Origin of the sequence: Streptomyces sp. NPDC019224 (assembly GCF_040632605.1) — a bacterium.
Lineage (GTDB): Bacteria > Actinomycetota > Actinomycetes > Streptomycetales > Streptomycetaceae > Streptomyces.
In genome coordinates this window covers 183253-209201 of sequence record NZ_JBEYCF010000005.1, presented here as the reverse complement: position 1 = coordinate 209201, position 25949 = coordinate 183253, and the positions used below count along the sequence as shown (strand labels likewise).

The following is a 25949-nucleotide window of genomic DNA, read 5'->3' as shown; positions in this document are numbered from 1 at the left end:
CCGCCCCCCACCTGGGGCCCCCCCCCGCGGCCGGGGGGGGGGGGGGCCGGGGTGCCCCCCCCCCCCCCCACCACCCCGCGTCGCGTCGCGGACTGCCGCGTCAGGAACGGGGCTCCTGCGGCCCGGCGGCGCGCTCGGCGTTCCGCTCCTTGATGCGGATGTTCTCCTTGCGGACGTCCGCCTGAGTGGCGCGCTCCTTCTGCAGCCACTCGGGGTTGTCCTGCTTCAGTGCGTCGATCTGCTCGGTGGTCAGGGGCTCGGTGACCCCGCCGCGGGCCAGGCCCGAGATGGAGACGCCCAGCTTGGACGCGACGACCGGGCGCGGGTGCGGGCCGTTGTCCCGCAGGTCGCGCAGCCACTGGGGCGGATCGGCCTGGAGGGCCGCCAGCTCGGCGCGCGAGACGAGACCCTCCTGGAATTCGGCGGGGGTGGCGTCGAGGTACACACCCAGCTTCTTCGCCGCGGTCGCGGGCTTCATCGTCTGGGCGGTCTGGTGGGACTTCATGAGGTCAAGGGTATCCAGCGCGTGCGGCTCCCTCGACCACGGCCGGTAACCTGGCGGGGTGACAGGCCCGGAAGCAACCCCTTCGTTCCGGCTGGCGTACGTCCCCGGAGTGACCCCCACCAAGTGGGTGCGGATCTGGAACGAGCGCCTGCCCGGTATCCCCCTGACCCTCGTCCAGGTGCCCGCGGACGGGGCCCAGGACCTGCTGCGCGCCGGTGACGCCGACGCCGGGTTCCTCCGGCTGCCGGTCGACGGTACGGATCTCAGCGCGATCCCCCTGTACACGGAGACCACCGTCGTCGTGGTCCCGAAGGACCATCTGATCGCGGCGGTCGATGAGCTGTCCGTCGCCGAGCTGGCCGACGAGATCGTGCTCCACCCGCTGGACGACACCCTGCCCTGGGAGGGGTTGCCCGGCCGCCCGGCGGTCGAGCGGCCGGCGACCACGGCGGACGCCGTCGAGCTGGTGGCGGCGGGCATCGGCGTCCTCGTCGTCCCCCAGTCGCTGGCCCGGCTGCACCACCGCAAGGACCTGACGTACCGGCCGCTGACGGACGCGCCCGAGTCGCGCGTCGCCCTGTCGTGGCCGCAGGAGAAGACCACCGACCAGGTGGAGGACTTCATCGGCATCGTGCGCGGCCGGACCGTGAACAGCTCGCGCGGCCGGGCGGGGGCGGAGCCCGCGGCCCGGGCGAAGGCCAAGGACAAGCCGAAGCGGGCCTCGGGCACGGGGGCGGGGAAGGGTGCCCGGGGCGGATCGGGGAGCTCCGGCGGAGCCAGGGGCACGCGCGGCACCAAGGGCGGCGCGGCCCCCAAGCGCGGAAAGCCGCGCCGGAGGCCGTAGGCCGTCGGTTCGCGCCCGCCTGAGGCCGTGGAGTCGCGCACGCCGGAGGCCGTAACCGGTGGTGCGCGCCCCGACGGCGCCCGCAGACCGGGGCCGGAACCCGCCGGAGGCCGTGGCGCGGCCCGCCGGGGCGCCGTTGTCGGACCCTCCTGGCAGCATCGGTGACCATGACGCACATCGAACGCCCGATGCCACCCCTCGACGCCGACGAGCGCCCCGGCCTGGAGAGCTGGCTCGACTTCTACCGGGCCACCGTGGCCCTGAAGTGCGAGGACCTCTCCGACGAGCAGGTGCGCAGCGCCTCCGTACCGCCGTCGTCGCTGACGCTGATGGGGCTCGTCCAGCACCTCGCCGAGGTCGAGCGGAACTGGTTTTGCCGGGTCCTGACCGGCGAGGACGTCCCGCCGGTGCACGGCGGGCCCGCCCGTCCCGAGGGCCATGACGGAGGCTTCGAGCTCGCCGGGGGCGCCACGTTCGCCGGTGCCCGCGCGGCCTGGCAGGAGGAGATCGCCGTGTCCCGCGCGGTGTGCGCCGAGCGGTCGCTGGAGGACTCGGCGCCCTTCATGGGCGGCGAGGTGAACCTCCGGTGGATCTACCACCACATGATCGGCGAGTACGCCCGCCACAGCGGCCACGCCGATCTGCTCCGCGAGCGGATCGACGGGAGCACCGGTGTCTGAAGGGGCGGGCGTCGGGCCCGTTCGGGCAGATGTCAGGATGGTTGTATGACGAGCCAGGTTTACTTCGACATCACCATCAACGACGAGCCCGCCGGGCGGATCGTCTTCAATCTGTTCGACGACGTCGTTCCCAAGACCGCCGAGAACTTCCGCCAGCTGGCGACCGGCCAGAACGGCTACGGCTACAAGGGTTCCTCCTTCCACCGGGTCATCCCGGAGTTCATGCTCCAGGGCGGCGACTTCACGCGCGGCGACGGCACGGGCGGCAAGAGCATCTACGGTGCCAAGTTCGCCGACGAGAACTTCAAGCTGGCGCACACCAAGCCCGGCCTGCTCTCCATGGCCAACGCCGGCCCGAACTCGAACGGGTCGCAGTTCTTCATCACGACGATCGTGACGTCCTGGCTGGACGGCAAGCACGTCGTCTTCGGCGAGGTCGCCGACGAGGACAGCATGGTCCTGGTCAAGCGGATCGAGTCCCTCGGCTCGCAGAGCGGCCGCACCCAGGCGAAGATCACCATCGCCGACTCCGGCGTCCTCTGAGTCGCGGATTCCCCGCGGACAGCCCCCGGCTGACCGAACGCGCCGCCCGACGTTTCCCGTCGGGCGGCGCGTTTCGTCATTCGGGACACGTGCATCGTCAACCGACAGTTGACACTTCTCCACTGTCAACTTACGGTTGACGCATGACGAATCCCGTAGTCCCGACGCGACCCGTCCGCCTCGACGACCTGATCGAAGCCATCAAGAAGGTCCACTCCGACGCCCTCGAACAGCTCCAGGACGCCGTCATCGCCGCCGACCACCTCGGCGACGTCGCGGACCACCTGATCGGCCACTTCGTCGACCAGGCGCGCCGCTCCGGCGCCTCCTGGACCGACATCGGCAGGAGCATGGGGGTGACCCGGCAGGCCGCGCAGAAGCGCTTCGTCGCCAAGGCCCCCGGCGAAGGCACCGACCTCGACCCGAGCCAGGGCTTCGGCCGCTTCACCCCGCGCGCCAAGAACGTGGTGATGGCGGCCCAGAACGAGGCACGGGCGGCCGGCAACCCCGAGATCGGCACGGCACACCTGGTCCTCGGCCTGCTCAGCGAGCCCGAAGCCCTCGCGGCGGCGTTCATCAAGGCGCAGGGCGTGGCCCTGGACGCCGTCCGGCAGGCGGCCACCGACGCGCTCCCCCCGGCCACCGACGGCGAGATCCCCGAGCTGATCCCGTACAACGGGGACGCGCGCAAGGCGCTGGAGCTGACCTTCCGCGAGGCCCTGCGGATGGGGCACAACTACATCGGCACCGAGCACATCCTGCTCGCCCTGCTGGAGCACGAGGCCGGCTCCGGCGTGCTCAGCGGCCTCGGTATCGACAAGGCGACAGCCGAGCAGGCCATCGCCGAGGCGCTCTCGCTCCTCGCCGCCGGGCAGAAGAAGCCCGCGTCCGAGGCCCCGAAGGCCCCCGGCCAGGAGGGCTGACCTCCACCTCTTCGCACCTCCGCGCCCTGACGCCTCGGCGTGCCCCGGTCTCCGGGCGCGGGCTCCAGCGGCGCGGCAGGCCGGTGAGGGTGACGGTGGACAGCGGACCGACGTCGACGTCCCGGTACGAGGACGACGGGCCTTCAGCACGTAGCCGAGGAGGCCCCGGGGGCCCTGCCCACAGGTCCTGGGTCAGCCGGCGGGGGACGCCGCGGCCGGGGCTCCCTCCCAGGCGGTACGCAGTCGGCGCACGCCCTCCGCGATCTCGGCCGGTCCGGCGACGGAGGCGAAGCTCAGCCGGACGTGCGGGGCGGGAGGCTCGGCGCCGAAGTACGGCCGTCCCGGCGCGACGGCCACCCCGGCGCGCAGCGCCGCCTGGACCATCGCGGACTCGTCCGTACCGGCCACGGAGCCGGGCAGGCGCAGCCAGAGATAGCCGCCGCCGGCCGGGAGGTGCGGCAGCCCCAGGCCGGGCAGCGACTCGCCCAGCGCCGCCGCCATCGCCGTGCGCCGGGCGCCGAGCTCGGCCGCCACGGCACGCAGGTGCCGGCCCCAGGCGGGCGAGCCGACCAGTTCGAGCGCGGCCTCCTGGAGCGGCCGGGGTACGAAGAAGCTGTCGACGACCTGGAGGCCCCGCAGCCGTTCCAGGGCCGGGCCACGGGCGGCGAGCGCGCCCACCCGCAGGCTGGGCGAGGCGGCCTTGGTCAGGGAGCGGATGTGCACGACGACCCCGTCGGGGTCGTCGGCGGCGAGCGGGCGGGGCAGCGGGCCCGCGTCGTCGTGGGCGAGGAGGCGGGCGAAGTCGTCCTCGATGACGAAGGCCCCGGCCTCCCGGGCGATCCGGAGGACCTCGGGGCGCCGCGCCTCGGACAGGACGGTACCGGTCGGGTTCTGGAAGAGGGGCTGGCAGACGAAGACGCGGGCCCCGGTGGCGTGGAAGGCGGCGGCGAGCAGGTCGGGGCGGACGCCGTCGGTGTCCACCGGGACGGGCACCGGCCGCAGCCCGGCCGCCCGGGCGGCCGCCAGCATGCCGGGGTAGGTGGGCGACTCGACGAGCACGGGGGCGCCGGGCGGGGCGAGTGCCCGCAGCGCGGTGGCCAGGGCGCTCTGGCCGCCGGCGGTGATCAGCACGTCGGCGGCCCCGTGCGCGGGGCCGATGCCGCGGGCGAACCAGGCGCGCAGCTCGGTGAGTCCGTCGATGGGCGGGCGGCTCCAGGCACCCGGGCGGCGGCCGGCCCGGGCCAGGGCGGCGGCCAGGGCCCGTTCGGGCTGGAGCGAGGTGTGCAGATAGCCGCCGTTGAGCTCGATGACGCCGGTGGGCGGGGCGACGAGGCTGGCCAGCAGACCGGACACGTCGACGCTGCGGGGCAGCGCCTCCGGGCCGCCGTCGCCACTGAGCGAAACCTCCTGCCAGGAGGTGTCACCGGCCGGGGGTGCCGCCTGGGCGAGGGACCTGGCCCGGTAGGCGCCGGAGCCGGGGCGGGTGACGACGAGCCCTTCGGCGGCGAGCTGAGCGACGGCCCGCGACACGGTGACGGGGCTGGCCCGGAAGCGTTCGACAAGGGCGCGACTGGATGGCAGCTTCTCACCAGGAGAGTAGCGGTTCACCTCCGCCCGCAACGCTGCGACCAACTCCCCCACACTGCTACGCTCTTGCATGAGAGCAGAGGATAGCGCTACTTCAGGAATCAGGATAGCGGTCGAGCCCGTCAACGGTGGACTGCGGCAGCCCGCCCCGGCCCGTCCCGGGGCCCGGCGAGGGACGCTGCTCGCACTGTTGGGCGTGGTGACGTTCTCGCTGACCTTCCCCTCCACCGCCTGGGGTCTGGAGAGCTTCGGCCCCTGGTCGCTGGTGGCACTGCGCAGCCTGCTGGCCACGGCGCTCGCCGGCGGGTTCCTCCTCGCGGCCCGGGCGCGGGTGCCGGCCCGGGAGCACTGGGCGGGGCTCGCCGTCGTGGCGGGCGGCGTGGTGGTCGGCTTCCCGCTGCTGACGACGCTGGCCCTGCGGACATCGACGACCTCGCACGCCGCGGTGGTCGTGGGGCTGCTCCCGTTGACCACGGCGGCCTTCTCCTCGGTACGGACCGGGACGCGCCCGCCCCGCGCCTTCTGGGCGGCGGCGGTGGCCGGGGCGGCCGTGGTGATCGCCTTCACCGTGTCGCAGAGCGGCGGGGCGCTGTCGGCCGGTGATCTCTTCCTGTTCGGCGCGCTGCTGGTGTGCGCGGCCGGGTACACCGAGGGCGGCCGGCTCGCGAAGGTGATGCCGGGGTGGCAGGTGACCGGCTGGGCACTGCTCCTCACACTGCCGCTCATGCTGGCGGGGGCCGCCGTGGCATTGGCGTACGAGCCGGTGCGGCCGAGCGTGCACGGGGTCGTCGGGCTGGTCTGGGTCTCGGCCGTCTCCACGTTCCTCGGGCTGTACGTCTGGTACCGGGGCATGGCGGAGATCGGGGTGGCGCGGGCCAGCCAGCTCCAGCTGGCCCAGCCGCTGCTGACCCTGTTCTGGTCGTTCTTCCTGCTCGGCGAGGAGATCGCGGCGGCGGCCCCGGTGGCGGCGGTCGCGGTCCTGGTCTGCATCGCGCTCACCCAGCGCGCGGCCCGCACCCGGTCATAGACTGGCGGCAGCAGGGCATCACGCCACCCGTGAGGAGGTCACTCCCGATGGAGGCACACACGGGCGACCGGCTGCTGACGCACGGCAGGACCGTGGGTCAGCACGACCGGGTCGCGGAGATCGTCGAAGTGCTCGGGTCCGGGGGCTCTCCCCCCTACCGCGTCCGTTTCGACGACGGACACGAACACCTGCTCGCACCGGGCCCCGACACCGTCGTCCAGCACACGGGCTGCACGTCGGGCCGGGACTCGGACATCACCTAGGTGCCGCGGCACCGGCACGTCCGTCAGCGCGGCGGCCTCGCGTACGTCCGGTAGTGGTCGGCGACCACCCGGTCCATCGCGCCGATCCGGTCCGCGGCCACGCTCTTCGCCGAGAAGTAGACGTGTCCGCGGACCTGGTCGTGCCGGGCCGCGAGGTCCATGTGGCGGGACAGCTCCACGGGGTCCTGCCAGGCCGCGGGCCGGGCTGAGTCGCCGCACTTGTACAGGGCCTCGCCGATGAACAGGTCGACGCCCGTGCCGCGTACGGTGTCGGACCACCAGGGCACGAGGACGGCGTAGTCGGCCGCCGTGTCGCCGATGTGCCAGTACAGCTGCGGGACGACGTAATCCAGCCAGCCCTTCTTGATCCAGCCCCGGGTGTCCGCGTACAGGTCGTCGTACGTCTGCACCCTCGCCCTGGTCGGCGAGCCCTCCGGGTCCGTGACGGCGTTGCGCCAGACGCCGAAGGGGCTGATGCCGAACCGGACGCCGGGCTTCAGCTCCTTGACGCGTTCGGCGGTCTCGCGCACCAGCTTGTCCGTGTTGTCGCGGCGCCAGGCGGCCTTGTCGGGGAAGCCGGCTCCGTACTTCTCGTAGGCGGCGCCGTCCGCGAAGGTCTGGCCGGCCACCGGGTACGGGTAGAAGTAGTCGTCCCAGTGCACGGCGTCGACGTCGTAGCGGCGAACCGCGTCGAGCATCGCGTCCTGGACGAAGGCGCGGACCTCGGGCAGGCCCGGGTTGTAGTAGAGCTTGCCGCCGTACGGCAGTGCCCAGCCCGGGTTGCGGCGCGCGGGGTGGGAAGCGGTGAGCCGTGCGGGGTCGGCGTGGTGCGCGACCCGGTACGGGTTGAACCAGGCGTGCAGCTCCAGGCCCCGGTCGTGCGCCTCCCGGACGGCGGTGCCCAGCGGGTCCCAGCCGGGGTCCTTGCCCTGCGTCCCGGTCAGGCACTCGGCCCACGGCTCGTACGACGAGGGCCACAGCGCGTCGGCGCTCGGGCGGACCTGGAGGATCACCGCGTTCAGCTTCCGCTCCACCGCCTCGTCGAGGTGGGCGGTCAGCTCGGCCCGCTGCGCGGCGGCGGACAGGCCCGGCTTCGACGGCCAGTCGGTGTTGGCGACGGTCGCCACCCACATGCCGCGCAGCTCGCGCCGCACCACATCGCGTCCGGCGGCCGGACCGGGAAGGGCCCGCGCCCGCCGGGGCCGCGCGGCGGCGTCACCGGCCACCGCCACCGCTCCCACCGCACCGGCGACCGCACCGGTCACCAACCCTCTTCGGGCCACTCCTCGCATCGCGTCGCACCCGCTCTCTCTCCGCACTCGACCAAATCCCCGCATTCCTGGCACCGGGGTGTCCGGAGCCGAGCATGCACGCCCCGGCCTGCCATTCCTGGTAAGGCGCGGAGTAACGTCGGGGAGTCGTGGTGGAGTCCGGAACCAGACGGAAGCCGCCGAACGGGAACAGCGAAAGGCACGAGGTGACGGACTCTATGGCCGACATTGCACGCGTCGGAGTGGTGGGCTGCGGCCAGATGGGCGCGGGCATCGCGGAGGTGTGCGCGCGCAGCGGCCTCGACGTCAAGGTGGCCGAGACGACCGGCGAGGCGCTGGAGATCGGCCGCACCCGGCTCCACAACTCCCTGTCGAAGGCCGCCGAGCGCGGCAAGATCACGGCGGAGGAGCGCGACGAGACGCTGGGCCGGCTCAGCTTCACCACGGACCTCGGCGAGTTCGCCGACCGTGACCTCGTCATCGAGGCCGTCGTGGAGAACGAGCAGGTCAAGACCGAGATCTTCCAGGTGCTCGACCAGGTGGTGACCCGCCCGGACGCGATCCTGGCCTCCAACACCTCCTCGATCCCGCTGGTGAAGCTGGCCGTCGCGACCTCTCGCCCGGACCAGGTCATCGGCATCCACTTCTTCAACCCGGCGCCGGTGCAGAAGCTCGTCGAGCTGATCCCCGCGCTGACCACGTCGGACGAGACCGTCAAGCGCTCCGAGGCCGTGGTCCAGGACGTACTGGGCAAGCACCCGATCCGCGCCCAGGACCGCTCCGGCTTCGTCGTCAACGCCCTGCTGATCCCGTATCTGCTCTCGGCGATCCGGATGTTCGAGTCGGGCATCGCCAGCCGCGAGGACATCGACAACGGCATGGAGATGGGCTGCGCCCACCCGATGGGCCCGCTCAAGCTCGCGGACCTGATCGGCCTGGACACCGTCGCCTCGGTCGCCGACTCGATGTACGCGGAGTACAAGGAGCCGCTGTACGCCGCTCCCCCGCTGCTCCAGCGCATGGTGGACGCGGGGCGGCTGGGCCGGAAGACGGGGTCGGGGTTCTACCCGTACGCCTGAGTTCGCGGACGCGCGGGCCGGTGATCTCCCGTGCCGCCCACGAGGGAGGCGTGCGCATGACTGCTCCGCGTCTGCCTTCGTCGCCCGGTGCGGTACCGGGCGACGAAGGCGCTTCTCGTCGGAACGGGACAGGATCAGTAGGAGATGCAGGCCGTGCGCCATTCCGTGTAGAAGTCCCAGACTTGGGGCGAGCACTCGGCGGGGCCGTACTGGGACTCCTTCGCACCGATGTGCGGCATGTGCGGGTACGCGCCCACGCCGGGGCGGTTGACGTGGAGCATGCCCGCCTCGATGCGGTCGAGAGCGGTGAAGGCCAGCGTCGGGTCCTTCGTGAAGATCGCCGCGGCCATGCCGTAGCGGACGGAGTTGACGATGCGCAGGCCGTCGTCGAGACCGTCGCACTCGATGACCGAGAGGACGGGGCCAAAGATCTCCTCCTGCGCGATGTAGCTGTCCGCGCGAACCCCGTCCAGCACCGTGGGGGCCATGAAGTACCCCTCCGGGAGCCCTTCGGTCAGTCGCTCGCCGCCGGTCACCCTGGTCGCGCCCTCGGCGAGGGCCTGGCGCACGCCGTCGACGCAGGCGCGCAGCCGGTCGGCACTGACGACCGGGCCGAGCTGGGCGGCGGCGTCGAGGCCGCCGCCCACACGCAGGGCCGCCGCGCGGTCGGCGAGGCGGCGGACCAGTTCACCGTGGACCGCCTGGTCCACCACGACGCGGCTGGTGGCGGAGCAGCGCTGGCCCGCCTGCCCGAAGGCGCCGGCCGCGATCGCGTCGGCGGCCGCGTCCAGGTCCGCGTCCGCGAGTACGAGCGCGGCGTTCTTGCCGCCCATCTCCAGCTGGGTGCGCAGGAACCGGTGCGCGCCCGCGGTGTGGATGGCCCGGCCCACCTCCACCGACCCCGTGAAGGAGACGCCTGCCACGGCGGGCTCCTTGACCAGGGCCTCCCCCACCTCGCGCCCACCGTGCACCAGGTTCAGCACACCGCCGACGGCGCCCGCACGGACGAAGCACTCCACCAGCAGCGACGCCGTCAGCGGGGTGAGCGGCGACGGCTTGAGCACGGCGGTGCACCCGGACACCAGGGCGGGGGCCACCTTCCACGCGGGGATGGCCAGCGGGAAGTTCCACGGGGTGACCAGGCCGACGACGCCGATCGGCTCGCGCCGGGTCAGCGCCACGGTGCGCGGGTCGTCCGCGGGCAGGGTGGCGCCGCCGAGGCGCCGTCCCTCCCCCGCCGTGTACTCGAGGAGGGCGACCGTGCGGTCGACCTCGCCGAGCGCCTCCTTGAGGAGCTTGCCCTGCTCACGGGTGATCGCCTCGCCGAACTCCTGACGTCGTTCGGCCACGAGGCGGGCCGCCCGCAGGACGATCTCCCCGCGCCGGACCGGACCGAGCGCCCGCCAGGCGGGCAGGGCGGCCTGGGCGGCAGCGACCGCCGCCAGCGCGTCGGCGGGACCTGAGTCCGCGCTGCGGCTGACGACGTCCGTGAGGTCGCCGGGGTTGCGGTTCTCCTGGGTGCGGCCCGACTCTGCGTCGCACCAGCGGTCCGCGATGTGGTTGCGGACCTCGACGACCGGGCGGCGGTCGGCGGTTCGGCGGGGCTCCATCGTGATCCCTTCTGTCGGTCGGGGTGGGCGGCCCTGGATCAGGCGAGGGCGTCGTACGTGGCGGTCAGCTCGTCGTGACGCTGCTGCCGGGCGAGCAGGTCGTCCACGTTCTGGAGCGCGAAGATGTCCTTGAGGCTGGCGATGCTGCCTTCGACCCCGTAGGTCGAGCCGTCGCCGCCGATCTGGGAGAGGACGGTGCGCATCGCGGTGATGGAGGCGCGCAGGCCCTGGTTGGCGTAGATCACGCCGCCGAAGCCGTGCTCGGCCAGCTCCTCGGCGGTCACCTGCGGGTAAGTGGTCGGGACCACGATCACGGGCAGCTCGCCCCGGTAGGCCTCGCGGAAGGAGTAGACCTCCTCGGGGCTGCCGATCTTGGAGTGGATGAGCAGCGCGTCGGCACCCGCCGCCTCGTAGACGGTCGCACGGCGCAGCGCCTCGTCGAGCCCGACACCGGAGATGAAAGCCTCGATACGGGCCACCACGACGAAGTTCTCGTCGGTGCGGGCCTCCTTGGCGGCGGTGATCTTCGCGGCGAAATCGCCGATCGGGGCGAGGTCCTGGTTGCCCGCGACGAAGCTGTTCATCTTCGGGAACTGCTTGTCCTCGATGCAGACGCCGGCCAGGCCGCGGGACTCGTAGGAGCGGACCATGTGGGCGACGTTGCCGACGCCGCCGAAGCCGGAGTCGCAGTCCGCGAGGACGGGGATGCCGACGGCGGCGGCGATCTCGGCGGCGGCTTCCAGGCACTCCGCCATGGACAGGATGTTGGCGTCCGGGAGGGCGCGGGCGGCGGAGATCTCCAGGCCGCTGGCCCACACCGCCTCGAAGCCGGCCTCCTCGGCGAGCTTGGCGCTCAGCGCGCTGTGCGCGCCCATGAAGCGGGTGATGGTGGAGCCGGTGAGGGCGTTGCGCAGGGCGTGGGTCTTGGCGGACATGAGGTGCTCCTTCAGGTGATCAGGGAAGTAACAGAGAACGGGGTGCGGAGTGCGGTTACGCCGCCGCCTGATTGACCGCGCCGTGGACGCGCTCGACGATCTCCCGCGGGGTGTACGTCACACGGCGTCCCGGGCCGCCGGTGCGGGGGCCTGTGAGGGCGTGCAGCAGGGTCGGGCCCTCGGGCAGCTGGACCGTGCGCAGTTCGTCGGCGTTTTCCACGCGCAGAGCGGCGTGGTAGCCGGCGGCTCGGGCGAGGGCGACGAAGTCGGAGCGCTGGACGGTGGTCTGACCGCCCGTGCTCTCGTGCATGCCGTTGTCGATGACGACGTGGAGCAGCGTCGTGCCGGATGCCGCAACCAGCGGCAGGACGCCGAGGTTCATCAGGAGCGAGCCGTCGCCGTCGAGGGCGATGACGGTGCGGCCGGGGCGGGCAAGCGCGATGCCGAGAGCGACGGGTGCGGCCATGCCCATGGAGCCGACGAGGTAGAAGTTCTCAGGCCGGTCCGCCGCGTTGAACAGCTCGCGGGTGGTGAATCCACAGGTCGACACGATGATCGCGTCGGGGTGGCGGTCGATGAGCTCGGTGACGACCTCGGAGAGGCTCAGCTCGGCGGTGGTGACGGGTGACGGTGCGGACATCAGATGCCTTCCCGGACGATGAGCACGCCGCAGCGCTGCTCCTTGTCCATCTGCTCAAGCACGTGGGAGACGGAGCCGGCGGCGTCGGCCGGGTCCAGGACGGTGTGCGGGAGCGCGAACAGGTCGAGCAGGCGGAGCAGCTCGGCGCCGATCACGTCGTGCTCGACGGCGTCGTTGCCGTCGTGGCCGCGCCAGCTGACGACGAGCAGGACGGGCACGTCGTAGATGAGGTTGAACGAGGTGAGGACGTTCAGGCAGTAGCCGAGCCCGGAGTTCTGCATCAGGACGACGGCGCGCTCGCCGGCGACGACGGCGCCGGAGGCGATGCCGACGGCGCTGTCCTCCCGCGGGGCGGAGACATAGCGCAGGGTCTTGAGGCGTTCGTCGTCGCCGGGTTCCTCAAGGAGCCGGAACGCGCCGTTCAGCAGACTGCACGGCACGCCCGTGGCGAGGGAGTACCCATGGTCCACCAAACTGTGCAGCAGGTCGCGGGCCGTGGTCGAGCCCAGGGTTGTCGCGTGCATCGTGACCTTTCGTAAGGGAGCGTCAGCGGGTCGGGAACGGGACTGGGCTGCCGTCGGCGGTCGAGACGAACTCGACGCGGTGCGCGGCCACCACGCGTTCGGCGGTGGCGAGCGCGGACCGGACGTCCTGGTCGGCCACCAAGAAGGTGAGGATGTTGTACGGGCGCTCCGGGTGCAGTTCGGCGCCGGGCGCGAAGCGGGTCTTACAGAACGCCAACTCCGGGAAGTTCGCCAGGAGTTGCTCGGAGGACGTCTGACGGACCAGCGTCACTGGTTCGGCGGGCGGCGGCACCGAGCGGTACAGGGCATACCTGACGGCGGGGTAGGCGCCCTCGATCGTGCGGCCGAGCGCCAGGCGCATGATGTCGGCCTCGATGTCCGAGCCGCCCGCGCCGCGTACAAGGTGGCCCATGGGGCCGCCGAGGCGGGCGTTGAGCTCGATGCACGCCGGGCCGTCCGCGGTGAGCTTGATCTCCACGTGGGTGGCGCCCCAGCGGATGTCCAGGGCCTGGATGATCCGCTCGGCGTGGTCGAGTACCTCCTGGCGCCGGTCGGCGGGCAGCGACGTGGGCATCACGTGCCCGGCCTCGACGAACCCGTCCAGCGGGAGTTTGTCCGTGATGGCCACATGGGTGATCCGGCCGTCCTCGACGAGCGATTCCACGCTGACGTAGTCGCCGAAGCCGGGCCGCCCGTACCAGTCGTCGCCGACGAGCAGTTGCTCCAGGACGAAGACGGGTTCCGGATCGAACAGGGGTGACGCCCGGTAGGCGCGGAACGCCTCCGCCACACGCCGGCGCAGCTCGTCCTCGGTGCGCACCTTGCTGACCAGAAAGCTGGCCGCTCCATGCACCGGCTTGAGCACCGCGGGGAAACCCACTTCGGCGGCCGCCGCCGCAACGTCGTCCTCGCGGGTGATCTCGGCGAAGCGGAGCTTCTCCACGCCCGCCTCGCGCAGGCGGCGCCGCTGCGCGAGCTTGGACTGAGCGGTGCGGACCACCTCCGGTGTGTTGCCGGGCAGGCCGAGGCGTTGCTGCGCCTCGGCCTGTACGACGAGCATCGGCTCGCCGAAGGTGGCGATGCCGTGGACGGGGCGGCGGGCGTGGAGCTTCTCCAGCAGACCGGGGATGCTCGCGTGGTCGTCGGGGGTCAGCCACTCACCGGTGAAGCGGGTGCTCCAGTCGGACCGGAGCCGCTCGACGGCGGCGGCCGGGGCGCCCGCGGTCCCGTACCAGACGACGCTCACCTCGTCCGTCACCTGGCGGGCCACCGTCAGCGCGGTGTCCGGGGAGATGCCCCCGGCACCGAGGAGCAGAACCAAGTGGGAGGCGGTGACGCTCACTTGGCGCCTGCCATGGCGGGCAGCAGCACCTCGGTGACGAGCCGCCGCATGTCCTGCTCGTCGTGCGGGTCGACCAGCTGGACGCCCATGCCCTTGCCGACCCGCTCGCGGGCCGCCATCACGTTGCGGTGCGGCACGCCGTGGACCGGCGGGATGGTGATGCCGTTCTGGGCGAGCCAGGTGTCGGCGCCGAGGGACGCCATGGCGTCGGAAGGCACCAGGACCAGGGCGCGCGCGGCGGCGACCAGGTCGGCGTCGCGCAGGATGTTCGGGATGCCAGCGCCCCAGAGGTCGCCGCCGAGTTCGGCGATGACGATGTCGGCGCCTTCGTCGGTGAGACGGCTCACCAGGTGGCGGGCGGTGCCGACCACCGCTTCGGGTGTGTGCCCGTACGTGGTGGCGAGGCCCGCGTCCACGAAGTCCGCGGCGCAGTGGGCGCCCGCGTCGGCGAGGGTGAGCAGGTCCCGCAGCCGGCCGGTGCCCGCCAGCTTGGTGACGCCGACCCGCAGCCCGTGCCGGGCGGCGAGGTGGTGCACGAGCGCCGAGGCGAAGGTGGTCTTGCCGACCTCGGCGGCGGTGCCGCCGATGAAGACCACGGGCGTGGCGGGGACGGACGCCGCAGTCCGCGGGCGCAGCCGCACCACCTCTCCGCTCTCGTCGGCGGCGAGACCCACCAGTTCGAGGGCGGTCGCCGTGCCGAGCGACGCGGGCGACGAGGCGGCGGTGCCGATGACGCCGCCGACGGCGAGCAGGTCTGCCGGGGCTCCGGCCCTGACGGCGAGTCCGCCGTCGGGCAGCCCGCCGTAGATGGAGGTGGTGGAGTGGCGGTCGCCCAGGACGCCGACGATCTCGTCGCCGACGCGGATGCGGACGTCACGGCCGTGGGTGTTCTCGACCCGGGGGTAGGCGCCGACCCGGACGACGCGGGCGATGACGAGGTCGCCCGCGTGTCCGGTGCCGACCACGGGGGTCAGCTGCTCGGGAAGCGTTCCGGCGCCCCGCGTACAACTCGCGATAACTGTGCTCATGTCTCTTTCCAGAAGGGGGAGTTGATGAGGTGAGGGGCCTTGCGGCTACTGGATGTTGACGCTCCAGATGGCGCGCGGATTCACTGTCTGCCCGCCGTCGGCGCCGGTGCGCGCGGCCACCACGTGCTGGCGGCCGTGGCCGTAGCGGTCGTTGTCGATGACGACGACGTCGCCGGCGTTCATCACGTACCGATGGGTGACCGCCGGGTCGTTGGCAACCTGCTGGAAGCGGGTGACCGCCTCGAACCAGCGCTCACCGTCGTCGAGGGACTCGGCGGCCATGCGGAGCCGGCCGATGTCCTGCGGCAGCCTGACCGCGACGTCGTCGGCGACCGGGGTGTACCGCGGGGTGCCGGGCACGTACAGGAAGGGGACCAGCGAGGGTTCCTCGTCGAGGTGGGAGGCGGGGAAGCTCATCGCCCTGCTGGTGAGCAGGCGCAGGTCCTCGGCCCAGTGCTCGGGATGGCGGCGGCGCACCTCCGCGAGCACGTCGCCCCAGCGGACGATGAGGGACTCGCCGTTACTGCCGGGCTCGAGGTCCTGCCAGCCGGGGTCGGTCATCAGCATGGCCAGGAAGAGCGGGCGGCGGCGGGCGAAGGAGCGGCCGGAGTGCATCGGCAGGGAGCCCGCCTTCTCCTGGACCCGCTCGGGTCCCGCAGCCTGCGGTGCCCGGCAGCGGACGATGTTGATCGCCTCGTGCAGGGTGTAGAGGTCCTTCGTCGAGCCGGCCGCGTAGTTGGGGCACAGCTCGCCGAGGCGGGAGAGCAGGCCGATGTACTGGTCGACGTCGATCGGGAAGTTCCGCAGGTAGGCGAGCCGGTGCTCGGCGACGGACGCGAGCGCCGCCTCTTCGATCTCCTCCGGCGCGCGGCCGGAACAGTCGATGGCAGAGCTGTCGAACATGGGTGACTACTCCCAGGGAAGGAAGGCGGGTGGTCAGCGGGGCAGGGCCAGGCCGTACTCGTCCAGCAGCCGGAACAGGTCGGGCGGAGCGCCGGCCGCGACGGCCGGCTCCAGGAACGGGGTGCCCGCGCTCCGGTGGCGGGCGCGGACCGCGTCCAGGCCCGCCGGCTGTGCGGCGCTGTCGAGGACGACGGCGAGGAATCCGTTGGCGGCGAGGATCTCGGCGACCAGGCCGGTCCGCCGGACGGCGGCCTCAGGGGGCTCGCCGGGGACGTCGCCGACCGCTGTGTCGAGCACGGTGACCCGGCGGTGGTGGCCGGTGGTCAGAAGGGTGGCGAGGTCCTGCGCGGCGGCGCGGGCGGCCGGGCTCGCCGGGAGCCAGAGGGTGGCTCCGGGCAGGCAGGTGCAGACGGGTGTGGCGGTCATGCAGCTTTCGCTCCCACGGGGTCCGGATGGGTGTCGGGTGCGGCCGTGTCCGGATCGTCCGGCTCGTAGTCGTCCGTGCGGGGCAGCAGTCCTCGCCGGATCGCGTGGTCGAGCCAGGTCCCGGCCATCAGGGACGTGATGACGGCGGTGAGCACCAGGGTGGTGAAGAGGGTGGCGTCGACAATGCCCGCGTCGTAGGCGAGGGTGCCCAGGACGATGCCCGGTCCGCCCCGGGCGTTCATGGCCACGGCGAGGTTGACGGCCTTGAGGGGCGTACTGCCGGACCAGCGGGCTCCCGCGTACACGCTGCCTGCCTTGACCGCGCAGGCGAAGGCGATGAAGGCCAGCGTGAGCAGCGGGTCAAAGGAGTGGACCAGGTCCAGCTTCAGGCCAACCACGGCGAAGTACACCGGGATGAAGAAGTTGACCGAGAAGGCGTGGACCACCCGGGCTCCCTCACTCTCCCCCGCCGCCCTGGAGCGGCCCGCGATGAGGCCGACGACAAAGGCGCCGTACATGGGGGTGATGCCGAGGAAGAGGCAGCAGGCCGCCGCGGCCAGGACCAGGGAGACCTGGATCGCGACCGAAGTGGGCCGCCGGGCCTCGGTGGCGGACCGTCCGGCGAGGAAGCGCCGGGCCTGTGCGCCGGCGACCGCCATGAGGCCGAAGAAGACGACCGACGCCGTCGCGTGGTAGACCACGGCACCGGTGCCGGAGCCGACACCGAGCAGGTGCGGGACGCCGAACGCCTCGCCCCCGTGGCCGCCGACCATGCCGAGCGCGGTCGCGATCACCACATTGAGCGCGATGTCCTCCAGGACGGCGACGGACAGCACGATCCGGGCGAAGTTCGTACCGATGATGCCGAGGTCGAGCATGATCCGCGAGATCACCGGGATGCTCGTGATGGCGACGGCGCAGGCGAGGATCAGCGTCAGGGCGGTCCTGTTCCCCGCCGGTCCCAGCAGCCGGTCGGTGTCGATGAACGGCACCAGGGCGAGCCCGAAGAGGAACGGCACGGCCATGCCGACCACCGCGACGACGCCCACGGTGCGGCTCTCGCGCCGGGAGAAGACCTCCCGCATCTGCCGGCCCGCCAGGAACATCAGCAGGAGCATGCCCAGTTGGTAGATCAGCGAGAGTCCCGTCGCGGACGCACCCGTCTTCGGGAACAGCCAGCTCTGTGCGTCCGGCGCGAGCACACCGAACAGGGACGGCCCGAACAGCAGCCCCCCGGCGATCTCACCGATCACCGGGGGCTGACGGAACCGGCCGAAGAGCCGGCCCAGCAGGTGCGCCGCCACGAGGAGCAGCACGAGGCCTGCCAGGAGTCTGAACAGGTCGGCGTCAGTCATCACTGCTCCAGGGGCTGCGGGGGCCGATCATGCCTGCGGTGCGGGTGGTGCCGTCCGCAGGGTCGATCAGCAGGAAGGAGCCGGTGCCTCGATGGTCCGCGTAGATGTCGAAGGCGAGCGGCTCGGCGGTGCGCAGCACGACCCGGCCGATGTCGTTGACGGCGAGGCTGTCGTCGGCGGGGTGTTGGACCAGAGTGTCGATGTCGATCCGGTGGGGGATCTCCCGGACCACCGCGCGGACGGTGCGGTGGGCGTGCTTGACGAGGACCTTCTCCCCCGCCCGCAGGGCTCGTTCGTGGAGGTGGCAGACGGTCGCCTCGATGTCCTGGCCGACCCGGGGGCCCGGCCCGGCGGCGAGCACGTCGCCGCGCGAGATGTCGAGGTTCTCGGCGAGCCGCACGGTGAGGGACTGGCCTGCCGTCACCCGGTCCACTGCGGTGCCGAGGACGTCCAGGGCGGCCACGGTGCCGGTCTGCCCGGAGGGCAGCACGGTTACGGCGTCGCCGACGCCGATCGTGCCGGAGGCGAGCCGTCCCGCGTAACCGCGGTAGTCGCGGAACTCGCCCTGCTGAGCGCGGATCACGTACTGGACGGGGAACCGGGCCGGGGACGCGGCCCGGTCGGTGTCGGTGGGCACCGATTCCAGGTGCTCCAGGAGCGTCGGTCCGGCGTACCAGGTCATGTGGGCGGACGGCTCCACGACGTTGTCCCCGGCGAGCGCGGACAGCGGGATCGCCACGATGTCACCGAGCCCGAGGCGCTCCGCGTACGACGTGAACTCCTCGCGGATCGCGGCGAACACGGCCTCGTCGTGGTCGACCAGGTCCATCTTGTTGACGGCGAGGACCACGTTCGGGACGCGCAGCAGCGCGACGACGGCGGCGTGTCGGCGGGTCTGCTCCAGGACGCCGTTGCGGGCGTCGACCAGGATGACGGCCAGGTCGGCCGTGGAAGCGCCGGTCACCATGTTGCGGGTGTACTGCACGTGCCCCGGAGTGTCGGCGAGGATGAACCGGCGCCGGGGGGTGGCGAAGTAGCGGTAGGCCACGTCGATGGTGATGCCCTGCTCGCGTTCGGCGCGCAGGCCGTCGGTGAGCAGCGCGAGGTCGGGCACGCTCTGGCCACGGGTGCGGGAGACATGCTCGATGGCCTCCAGCTGGTCGGCGAGGACCGACTTGGAGTCGTGGAGAAGGCGTCCGACCAGCGTGGACTTGCCGTCGTCGACCGATCCGGCGGTGGCGAACCGCAGCAGGGTGCCGGCCGAAAGGGCGGCGTGACACGGGGAGTTCGCGGTGGTGGTTGTCATTAGAAGTACCCCTCGCGCTTGCGGTCTTCCATGGCGCTCTCGGAGAGCTTGTCGTCGGCGCGGGTGGCGCCGCGCTCGGTGAGGCGACTGGCGGCGACCTCGGCGATGACGTCGACGACGGTGGCGGCCGTGGAGTCGACGGCGCCGGTGCAGGACATGTCGCCGACCGTGCGGTAGCGGACCACGCGCCGCTCGGGGGTCTCATCGGCCTTGGGGCCGCCCCAGTCACCCGCGGTCAGCCACATACCACTGCGAGCGAACACCTCGCGCTCATGGGCGAAGTAGATCTCGGGAAGCTCGATCTTCTCCTGCTCGATGTACTGCCAGACGTCGAGTTCGGTCCAGTTGGACAGCGGGAAGACGCGGACGTGCTCGCCTGGGTTGTGGCGGCCGTTGTAGAGGTCCCACAGTTCGGGGCGCTGGCGGCGCGGGTCCCACACGCCGAACTCGTCGCGCAGTGAGAAGACGCGCTCCTTGGCGCGGGCCTTCTCCTCGTCGCGGCGGCCACCGCCGAAGACCGCGTCGAAGCGGTGGCGTTCGATGGCGTCGAGCAGGGGCACGGTCTGGAGCGGGTTGCGGGTGCCGTCGGGGCGTTCGGTGAGCCGGCCGTCGTCGATGAAGTCCTGGACGTGGGCGACGTGCAGGGTCAGTCCGTGCTCGGCGGCCATGCGGTCTCGGAAGTCGATGACCTCGGGAAAGTTGTGCCCGGTGTCCACGTGGAGGAGGCAGAACGGCACCGGCGCCGGCCAGAAGGCCTTCAGCGCCAGGCGCAGCATCACGATGGAGTCCTTGCCGCCGGAGAAGAGGAGCACGGGGCGCTCGAACTCGCCCGCCACCTCCCGGAAGATGTAGACGGACTCCGCTTCCAGGTCGTCCAGGTGGGTGGGTCGGAACACGGAGGCTTGCGTCACGGTCGTCACGCCAGTCCCTTCTCGGTCATCAGTCGGTGCAGTTCAGTCACGGATTCGTCGACCGCGCGGCCCTCGGTCCACAGCCTGAGGTCGGGTGCTTCGGGCGCCTCGTACGGGTCGTCGACCCCGGTGAGGTGGGTGAGTTCGCCCGCCGCCTGCTTGGCGTACAGGCCCTTCACGTCCCGTGCGGAGCAGACGTCGAGCCCGGTGGCGACGTGCACTTCCAGGTACGGGGTGCCGGCCGCGCGGTGCCGTTCGGCCACGGCGGCACGGGCGTCGGCGTACGGGGCGATCACCGGGACGAGCACGGTGGCCCCGAGCGAGGCGAACTTTTGGGCGACGAAGCCGATCCGGGTCACGTTGGTGTACCGGTCCTCGCGGCTGAAGCCGAGGCCCTTGGAGAGGAACTCGCGGACCTCGTCGCCGTCCAGGACCTCGGTTCGGTGGCCCTCGGCGGTCAGGCGCTCGGCCAGGGCACGGGCCAGGGTGGTCTTGCCCGCACTGGGCAGCCCGGTGAGCCAGAGCGTCGCCCCGCGCCGGGGCGTGCCGCCGGCGGTGGGCACGCTCATCGCCCCTCCTCCGCGCGGATCGCGGCCAGCAGGGCCTCGGAGTCCTCGGTCCGGCAGATCAGCAGGTCCGGCAGGTAGGGGTCCTCGCGGTTGTAGCGCAGGGGCGAGCCGTCGAGGCGGGAAACGCACAGCCCGGCGGCGATCGCCATGGCCGCCGGTGCGGCGGAGTCCCACTCGTACTGGCCACCCGCGTGGATGTAGGCCCGGGCCCGTCCGCGCACCACGGCGGCGGTCTTGGCCCCGGCGGAGCCCATCCCGGTCAGTTCGGCACCGACGCGCCTCGCAACCCGGGAAAGGAAGGCCGGGGGCCGGGTGCGGCTGCCGAGCACCGGCAGCACGGCAACGTCTGTGTCGGGTGTGGGCGCCGGGGCGGCGGTGGAGAGGGTCACGCCCTGGGCGGGCAGCGCCACGGCTCCCGCGACCAGGCGTCCGTCGGCCCACAGGGCGACGTGCACGGCCCAGTCGTCGCGGCCCGCTTCGGAGAACTCGCGAGTTCCGTCCAGTGGATCAACGATCCAGACGCGGCGTGCCGCGATCCGCGCCGGATCGGCCGCCCCCTCCTCGGAGAGGACGGCGTCCTGCGGGCGGTGCCGGGCCAGTTCGGCCATGAGGAAGTCGTGCGAGCGGGAGTCGCCGAGGTCCTTGAGATGGCGCGGCTCCCGGAAGGCAGCGTCGGTCCGCAGCGTGAGAAGCAGCGCGCCCGCCTCCTCTGCGAGCCGGTGGGCGAGCGCGTGGTCGTCGGCGGAGCAGCCCGTCCCGTCGTACGCGTCGGTGTACGCGGGGCGGCGCCCGCGCACGGTCGTCGCAGCGAACAGCCGCCGCATCCAGGCCTCCAGTTCCGCCGGGTCGGCGCCCGCGACCATGCCCGACAGGGGCAGGTGCTCGGGGCGGTAGGAGTGCTTGAGCGGGGTGGGGGTGCCCGGTGCCACCATCGTGTGGCCGATCACCAGCGGATCGTCCAGGAGTCCTGGGGGGGCCTCGACGGTGACCTCGGCGCCTCCGTGTACATGGCCGGGGAAGAGGAAGAAGCCGTACTTGAGGTCCTCGCGGGCGGCGCCGACAAGGTGGGTGGCCAGGGTGCCCTCGATGTCCGAGGCCATGTCGAGGGCGTGCAGGTGGGCGCCGGTGCGCAGTTCGGTGGCGCGGACGATGTAGCCGCCACCACAGCGGGCCGCGACCTCCATGAAGACGGGGCCGTCCTCGGTCATGATCGCTTCGAGGTGGAAGGTGAGGGTCTCGCCGCCCAAGGCCCGGACGCAACGCACCGCCCAGTCCGTCAGTTCGGGGTCGTCGAACTGGACCGAACCGACCGGTTCGCCGTTCTCGAAGCGCAGCGGGGTGCCCACGTAGCGGGAGGGCTGGGCGACGACGACCTCGCCCTGGAACAGGAAGCCGTCGATGTGCCAGATGGGGCCCTCGACGTACTCCTCCAGCTCGTAGCGGGCACGGAAGTCACCGTCCTGCCCGGCTTCCTGCTCGCGGACGTACGCCAGGGCTTCGGTGACGGTGCCGAAGGACCGCACGCCCTGGCTGCCGCCCTCGTCACGGGGTTTGACGATGGTGCGGCCCTGCCACGGAACCGCCGCCGCGTCCGCAGGGCCGAGGGTGTCGAGCGACAGGTAGCGCGGCACGCGGAAGCCGGCGTCGGCCAGGGAGTGCTTCATCGCGACCTTGTCGCGGAAGTTGCGGGCCGTGTCGGGTCGCATTCCCGGGATGCCGAACTCGGCTCGCAGATCGGCGGCCGGAGTGATCAGCTGCTCGTGCCGGGCGATGATCCGGTCGTACGGGGGGCGGTCGGCCAACAGGGGGCGCAGCTGGTCCGCGACTGGGCGGGCCGGGTCCCAGGCGAACGTGTCGCAGCGGATGTGGGCGGGGATGTTGTCGAGGTATGCGCGGGCGCCCGCGTATGTGACCTCGTGTCGATCGTGGTCGATGGCCCGCTCGTAGCCGAGCCGGTCAAACAGGTTCTGGTGAAGCACCAGTATCCGCAACGGAGTTCTCCCTGAGGGTGAGGTGGACGACGGCCAAAGCGGCCAAGCCGCACAGGCCCATGAAGAAGAAGAGGGCCGGGTTTCCGCACACGCCCAGCACCAGGCCGCCGGCCGCAGGGCCCACGCCCATGCCGAGGTTGCGCAGGGTGGAGGCGCCGAAGTAGGTGCCGCGCAGGTCTGCGGGGGCCAGTTCGTCGACGACGATGCTGACCGTGGGGACGACGAGCACCTCGGCGAGGCTGATCACGACGACGAGGGCGACGAGGCCCGCCTTGCCAAGGTCCAGGAAGCCGAAGATCAGGCACACCGCCGCGAACAGCGCGTTGCCGAACAGGATGGTCCGCCGGGAACTGAGCTGCTTGGCGATCGCGGTGGCGAGCGGTTGCAGCACGATGACACCGACCGCGTTGACGGCGAGCAACAGCGAGAAGAACCGCACGCCGTCGCTGAATTCCTCGCTGACGAGCACGGAGAGGTTCGACCCGATCTGGCAGTACGCCAGGGCGAACAGGATCATCGACACGGTCAGGCCGAGGAAGATGCGGTCGGTGGCGAGGACCTTCAACGCGCCGGTGAAGGTGGGACGCTCGGACGGTCCGCCCGCGTGCTCGAAGGCCCGGCCGCGGGTGATCCACCAGAAGGCCAACGCGAAGACCAGGTAGGCCAGGCCCGAGACGACGAAGGCTGCCCCGGCGGAGGCGAGCCCGAGGAGGACTCCGGCGGGCGGTCCGACCGCGACGGCGCAGTTGGTCAGCACGTAGCGGTGCCGGAAGACGGCCGGGCGGTGCTCCTTGGGCAGGCTGTCGGCCATGAGGACCTGGGTGACGGGCCAGAAGAAGGCGGACATGACGCCGTAGCCCGCGTTCAGCACGCCGAACAGCACGGGGAAGGCGGCCGTCCCCTTCAGGAACGTGGCCACCAGGAAGAACAGCAGGAAGATCGCGGCGCTGCCGAACAGCCCCACCAGGAGCACCAGTCGTTTGCCGACCCGGTCGGAGAGGACGCCGCTGAAGAAGCCCGCGCCCAGTGAGCCGATCTGGCTGAGTCCGACGATGACGCCGATGACGTAGGGCGGGACGTCGACGTTCTCGCTCAGGTAGATCGTCATGAACGGGATGCAGAGGAAGGAGACCATCTTCAGAAAGAAGGTGCCGGCCATGGTGACCGAGACAAGCGGGCTCCGGTACAGGGCGAAAGCCGCGCCCCGGGTCTCTTTGGGTGATGCGACAGTCATGGCGCCTCTTTCTGACTCCGAGTCCGCGGTCGGGAACGGGAAACGCCGGGGCGGTCCGGTCGTGGTGACCGGTCCGCCCCGGCGTTCCGGGGATGCTGTGTGAAGTCGCCGTCTACAAGGCGGTGTTGCGGTAGAAGGGGGCATCGTCCGGGCCGGTGTACTCCGGCCGGTACCAGGTCGCGGGGCGCAGGGCGTCGGGGATCTGCTCGGCGACGCCGAGCACGGACGCGAACAGCGCCATCCGCACGGGAATCCCGGAGTCGGTCTGGCGGAAGATCGCGAGGCGGGAGTCGGAGTTGAGGTCCATGGCCAGGTCGTTGGAGCCGGCCCTGCTGTCCCGTGGCAGCGGGTGCATGATCACCGTGTCGGCCCGGCAGACCCTGCTCACCAGGGACTTGTCGATACGGAACTCCTCGCCGTACGACACCGGCCCCCCGCCGAAGCGTTCGGTCTGCAGCCGGGTCGCGTAGACAACGTCCGCGTCCTTCAGTGCGATCTCGGGGGATTCGCTCAGCTCGATCCGGTGCCCCCGCATCTCGGCCCGCTCCAGCAGGGCGACGGGCATCCCCAGATGCGCAGGGGCGACGCACACGATGGTCAGGTCTTCGTAGAGAGAGATCAGGTTGATCAGCGAGTGGACCGTGCGGCCGTACCGCAGGTCGCCGACGAGAGCGACCCGGCGGCCGTCCAGGCCGCGGCCGTCGCGCCCGAACTCCCGATGCAGGGTGAACATGTCGAGGAGGGCCTGGGTCGGATGCTCACCGGCACCGTTGCCCCCGTTGATCACGGGAACGTTGGTGGCGGCCATGAACTCGTGCACGGCGTCGTCGTCGGGGTGCCGCACCACCATGAGGTCGCAGTAGCCGCTGACCACACGGCTGGTGTCGGCGTAGGACTCTCCTTTGGAGATCGACATCAGCTCCGCGTTAGTGCAGCTGAGCACTCCGCCGCCCAAGCGCAGGAACGCCGACTCGCAGCTGAGCCGGGTGCGCGTGCTTGCCTCGAAGAAGAGGCTCGCCATCACGGCACCCTCCAGGACCCGGGCCACCTTGCGGCCGCGGGCGACCGGCACGAGCAGGTCCGCGAGGGAGAACAGCCTCTCCAGTTCGTCCCGGTCGAAGAGTTCGCTGGACAGAACGTGCTTTCCGGTGAGAGACATGCCGAACCGACCTTCTTTAGTTGCTGAACAGTGTGCAAATTGCCAACAGGCTAAGGGTACGGTTCCGGTCCGCCGCCCTCTGGCCGCGGACCGGAACCGGACTGTGATCAGCCGCTGGTCAGGGCCACCAGCTGGACCGACGAGACGTTCCGCTGCTCGACCTCCTTGAGGGAGGCCACCGCGGTGTCCAGCGACTGGGCGGCCGCCGAGCCACCGGACGCGCCGATCAGGGCGTCGAGTTCGCCCTGGAGCTCCGCGCAGACCTCGACGAGGTCGGCCTGCTCGTCCTGCTCTGCCGCGGGCTTGTCCTGAGAACTGCTCATGACGTCAATCTCCTTGTCGGTGTGCGAACACGAGGCCGGACGGCGCTCAGTGAACGGTGACGCTCCACAGTTCACGGTTGTTCGTCCGGGCCTCGCCGTCGACGACGTACTCGCCGACGATCTTGAGGCGGCCGTGCGCGAAGCGGTGGTTGTCCAGGAGCAGCAGGTCGCCGCTGTCCATCGGGAAACAGGCGAAGTACCGCTCCTCGGCGCTCGCCTCCATCAGGTACGCGAGCGAGTCGCGGTAGGCCTCGAATTCCGGGATCTGGTCCCGGATGCCCTCGATCTTGTCGCCAAGGTCCTGCTTGAGGCGGACGCCCACGTCGTACGGGCCGCGGGCGTCGTCCAGCGTGTACAGCACCGGCTGGGAGCTGAGCTCCTCGCGGACGTTGTTCGCCTGGAAGGTTATCGGCGTGCTCGACAGCCGGGCGAAGTGCTCCTGGAACACCTCGCCGTCACGCTCGGCGAGCTGCGTGAACAGGTCGTTCCAGCCGACCACGACGGACTCGCCGCGCTCGCCCTCCGGCACCTCGCGCCAGCCGGGATCGACCATCAGCATCGCGAAGTGCGAGGGGCGCGGGGAGCGCCAAGAGCGGGCCGAGTGCGGGCGCAGCCCGCCGGCGACGTAGTGCACCGACTGGGCGCCGGTGGGCTTCTTCTTGTACTTGACCCGGTTGATCTGCGGATGCGGGTCGGTCTTGGCCAGTTCGCTGAGCGAGGAGTAGTTCGTCAGCGGCTCGCCGAAGTGGCCGAGGAAGGCGAGGTACTGGTCGGGGTCCAGGGGGAAGTCCCGGATCAGGCAGATCCGGTGCTTCTCCATGACCTCACGGGCGTCGTCCGCGATCTGCTCGACCGTGCGGCCCGCGCCCTTGATGTGCTCGTCCTGGATGACCCGAGCCAGCCGGCTCTCTGTCTGCATCGTGCGTTGCCTCCTTGGCAGGTGGGTGCGGAGCGGCGCGGTGGGCCGGCCG

27 protein-coding genes are annotated in these 25949 nt (G+C 71.7%); 7 read left to right on the top strand and 20 right to left on the bottom strand.

Annotated elements, in window-relative coordinates:
• Window positions 1-100: 100 nt before the first annotated feature.
• Window positions 101-505, bottom strand: a complete 405-nt coding sequence (locus tag ABZ564_RS05655; RefSeq protein ID WP_360849922.1) for a DUF5997 family protein — start codon at window positions 503-505, stop codon at window positions 101-103.
• A gap of 58 nt (window positions 506-563) precedes the next feature.
• Between ABZ564_RS05655 and ABZ564_RS05650 the strand changes: the two genes are divergently transcribed.
• The 4 genes from ABZ564_RS05650 to ABZ564_RS05635 all read left to right on the top strand — a co-directional run bounded on the left by ABZ564_RS05650 (window position 564) and on the right by ABZ564_RS05635 (window position 3495).
• On the top strand, window positions 564-1349 hold the full coding sequence (locus ABZ564_RS05650) for a LysR family transcriptional regulator substrate-binding protein (RefSeq protein ID WP_360849919.1): 786 nt from the start codon (window positions 564-566) through the stop codon (window positions 1347-1349).
• 167 nt (window positions 1350-1516) lie between these two features.
• On the top strand, window positions 1517-2029 hold the full coding sequence (locus tag ABZ564_RS05645; protein ID WP_360849916.1) for a DinB family protein: 513 nt from the start codon (window positions 1517-1519) through the stop codon (window positions 2027-2029).
• Window positions 2030-2074: 45 nt separating this feature from the next.
• Window positions 2075-2572 (top strand): peptidylprolyl isomerase, encoded by a 498-nt coding sequence (locus tag ABZ564_RS05640; RefSeq protein ID WP_360849913.1) that lies wholly within the window; start codon window positions 2075-2077, stop codon window positions 2570-2572.
• Between the two features lie 143 nt (window positions 2573-2715).
• On the top strand, window positions 2716-3495 hold the full coding sequence (locus ABZ564_RS05635) for a Clp protease N-terminal domain-containing protein (RefSeq protein WP_360849910.1): 780 nt from the start codon (window positions 2716-2718) through the stop codon (window positions 3493-3495).
• 192 nt (window positions 3496-3687) lie between these two features.
• Here ABZ564_RS05635 and ABZ564_RS05630 read toward each other — a convergent pair whose 3' ends face one another.
• A complete protein-coding gene (locus tag ABZ564_RS05630) occupies window positions 3688-5154 on the bottom strand; it encodes a PLP-dependent aminotransferase family protein (protein WP_360849907.1) in 1467 nt (488 codons plus the stop codon).
• Between ABZ564_RS05630 and ABZ564_RS05625 the strand changes: the two genes are divergently transcribed.
• Both ABZ564_RS05625 and ABZ564_RS05620 read left to right on the top strand, forming a co-directional pair.
• Entirely contained in the window at window positions 5153-6109 is a 957-nt protein-coding gene (locus ABZ564_RS05625; RefSeq protein WP_360849904.1) for a DMT family transporter, read from the top strand. The genes ABZ564_RS05630 and ABZ564_RS05625 overlap by 2 nt on opposite strands.
• A 47-nt stretch (window positions 6110-6156) precedes the next feature.
• Window positions 6157-6372, top strand: coding sequence for a DUF1918 domain-containing protein (locus ABZ564_RS05620; RefSeq protein WP_360849901.1), 216 nt, complete (start codon window positions 6157-6159; stop codon window positions 6370-6372).
• 23 nt (window positions 6373-6395) lie between these two features.
• Here the strand turns inward: ABZ564_RS05620 and ABZ564_RS05615 are convergent, their stop codons facing one another.
• Complete coding sequence (locus ABZ564_RS05615; RefSeq protein ID WP_360849898.1) at window positions 6396-7664, bottom strand: family 10 glycosylhydrolase; 1269 nt, start codon at window positions 7662-7664, stop codon at window positions 6396-6398.
• A gap of 197 nt (window positions 7665-7861) precedes the next feature.
• Between ABZ564_RS05615 and ABZ564_RS05610 the strand changes: the two genes are divergently transcribed.
• Window positions 7862-8722, top strand: a complete 861-nt coding sequence (locus ABZ564_RS05610) for a 3-hydroxybutyryl-CoA dehydrogenase (RefSeq protein ID WP_360849895.1) — start codon at window positions 7862-7864, stop codon at window positions 8720-8722.
• 134 nt (window positions 8723-8856) lie between these two features.
• Here ABZ564_RS05610 and ABZ564_RS05605 read toward each other — a convergent pair whose 3' ends face one another.
• From ABZ564_RS05605 to ABZ564_RS05525, 17 genes are all read right to left on the bottom strand, one after another.
• Complete coding sequence (locus tag ABZ564_RS05605; RefSeq protein WP_360849892.1) at window positions 8857-10332, bottom strand: aldehyde dehydrogenase family protein; 1476 nt, start codon at window positions 10330-10332, stop codon at window positions 8857-8859.
• Window positions 10333-10370: 38 nt separating this feature from the next.
• Complete coding sequence (locus tag ABZ564_RS05600; RefSeq protein WP_360849889.1) at window positions 10371-11267, bottom strand: isocitrate lyase/phosphoenolpyruvate mutase family protein; 897 nt, start codon at window positions 11265-11267, stop codon at window positions 10371-10373.
• Window positions 11268-11322: 55 nt separating this feature from the next.
• Window positions 11323-11907 (bottom strand): thiamine pyrophosphate-dependent enzyme, encoded by a 585-nt coding sequence (locus tag ABZ564_RS05595; RefSeq protein ID WP_360849886.1) that lies wholly within the window; start codon window positions 11905-11907, stop codon window positions 11323-11325.
• Window positions 11907-12431, bottom strand: coding sequence for a hypothetical protein (locus tag ABZ564_RS05590; protein ID WP_360849883.1), 525 nt, complete (start codon window positions 12429-12431; stop codon window positions 11907-11909). The genes ABZ564_RS05595 and ABZ564_RS05590 overlap by 1 nt, the downstream gene beginning before the upstream one ends.
• 22 nt (window positions 12432-12453) lie before the next feature.
• Window positions 12454-13773 (bottom strand): ATP-grasp domain-containing protein, encoded by a 1320-nt coding sequence (locus tag ABZ564_RS05585; protein ID WP_360849880.1) that lies wholly within the window; start codon window positions 13771-13773, stop codon window positions 12454-12456.
• Window positions 13770-14801 (bottom strand): hypothetical protein, encoded by a 1032-nt coding sequence (locus ABZ564_RS05580; protein ID WP_360849877.1) that lies wholly within the window; start codon window positions 14799-14801, stop codon window positions 13770-13772. Before ABZ564_RS05580 ends, ABZ564_RS05585 begins: the two co-directional genes overlap by 4 nt.
• A 45-nt stretch (window positions 14802-14846) precedes the next feature.
• Window positions 14847-15704 (bottom strand): TauD/TfdA family dioxygenase, encoded by an 858-nt coding sequence (locus tag ABZ564_RS05575; RefSeq protein ID WP_360849874.1) that lies wholly within the window; start codon window positions 15702-15704, stop codon window positions 14847-14849.
• 33 nt (window positions 15705-15737) lie between these two features.
• Complete coding sequence (locus ABZ564_RS05570; protein WP_360849871.1) at window positions 15738-16130, bottom strand: hypothetical protein; 393 nt, start codon at window positions 16128-16130, stop codon at window positions 15738-15740.
• On the bottom strand, window positions 16127-17485 hold the full coding sequence (locus ABZ564_RS05565; protein ID WP_360849868.1) for a cation:proton antiporter: 1359 nt from the start codon (window positions 17483-17485) through the stop codon (window positions 16127-16129). Before ABZ564_RS05565 ends, ABZ564_RS05570 begins: the two co-directional genes overlap by 4 nt.
• Window positions 17478-18791, bottom strand: coding sequence for a GTP-binding protein (locus ABZ564_RS05560; protein ID WP_360849865.1), 1314 nt, complete (start codon window positions 18789-18791; stop codon window positions 17478-17480). Before ABZ564_RS05560 ends, ABZ564_RS05565 begins: the two co-directional genes overlap by 8 nt.
• Window positions 18791-19687 (bottom strand): sulfate adenylyltransferase subunit CysD, encoded by an 897-nt coding sequence (cysD, locus tag ABZ564_RS05555; protein ID WP_360849862.1) that lies wholly within the window; start codon window positions 19685-19687, stop codon window positions 18791-18793. Before cysD ends, ABZ564_RS05560 begins: the two co-directional genes overlap by 1 nt.
• Window positions 19688-19707: 20 nt before the next feature.
• Window positions 19708-20271, bottom strand: coding sequence for an adenylyl-sulfate kinase (cysC, locus tag ABZ564_RS05550; protein WP_360849859.1), 564 nt, complete (start codon window positions 20269-20271; stop codon window positions 19708-19710).
• Window positions 20268-22262 carry an inositol monophosphatase family protein gene (locus tag ABZ564_RS05545; RefSeq protein ID WP_360849856.1) on the bottom strand — a complete coding sequence of 665 codons (1995 nt, stop codon included), beginning with the start codon at window positions 22260-22262 and terminating at the stop codon, window positions 20268-20270. The genes cysC and ABZ564_RS05545 overlap by 4 nt, the downstream gene beginning before the upstream one ends.
• Complete coding sequence (locus ABZ564_RS05540) at window positions 22228-23496, bottom strand: MFS transporter (protein ID WP_360849853.1); 1269 nt, start codon at window positions 23494-23496, stop codon at window positions 22228-22230. Before ABZ564_RS05540 ends, ABZ564_RS05545 begins: the two co-directional genes overlap by 35 nt.
• A gap of 112 nt (window positions 23497-23608) precedes the next feature.
• Entirely contained in the window at window positions 23609-24655 is a 1047-nt protein-coding gene (pyrB, locus tag ABZ564_RS05535; RefSeq protein ID WP_360849850.1) for an aspartate carbamoyltransferase, read from the bottom strand.
• 107 nt (window positions 24656-24762) lie between these two features.
• A complete protein-coding gene (locus ABZ564_RS05530) occupies window positions 24763-24978 on the bottom strand; it encodes a hypothetical protein (protein WP_360849847.1) in 216 nt (71 codons plus the stop codon).
• A gap of 46 nt (window positions 24979-25024) precedes the next feature.
• Entirely contained in the window at window positions 25025-25897 is an 873-nt protein-coding gene (locus tag ABZ564_RS05525; RefSeq protein ID WP_360849844.1) for a TauD/TfdA family dioxygenase, read from the bottom strand.
• Window positions 25898-25949 lie beyond the last annotated feature (52 nt).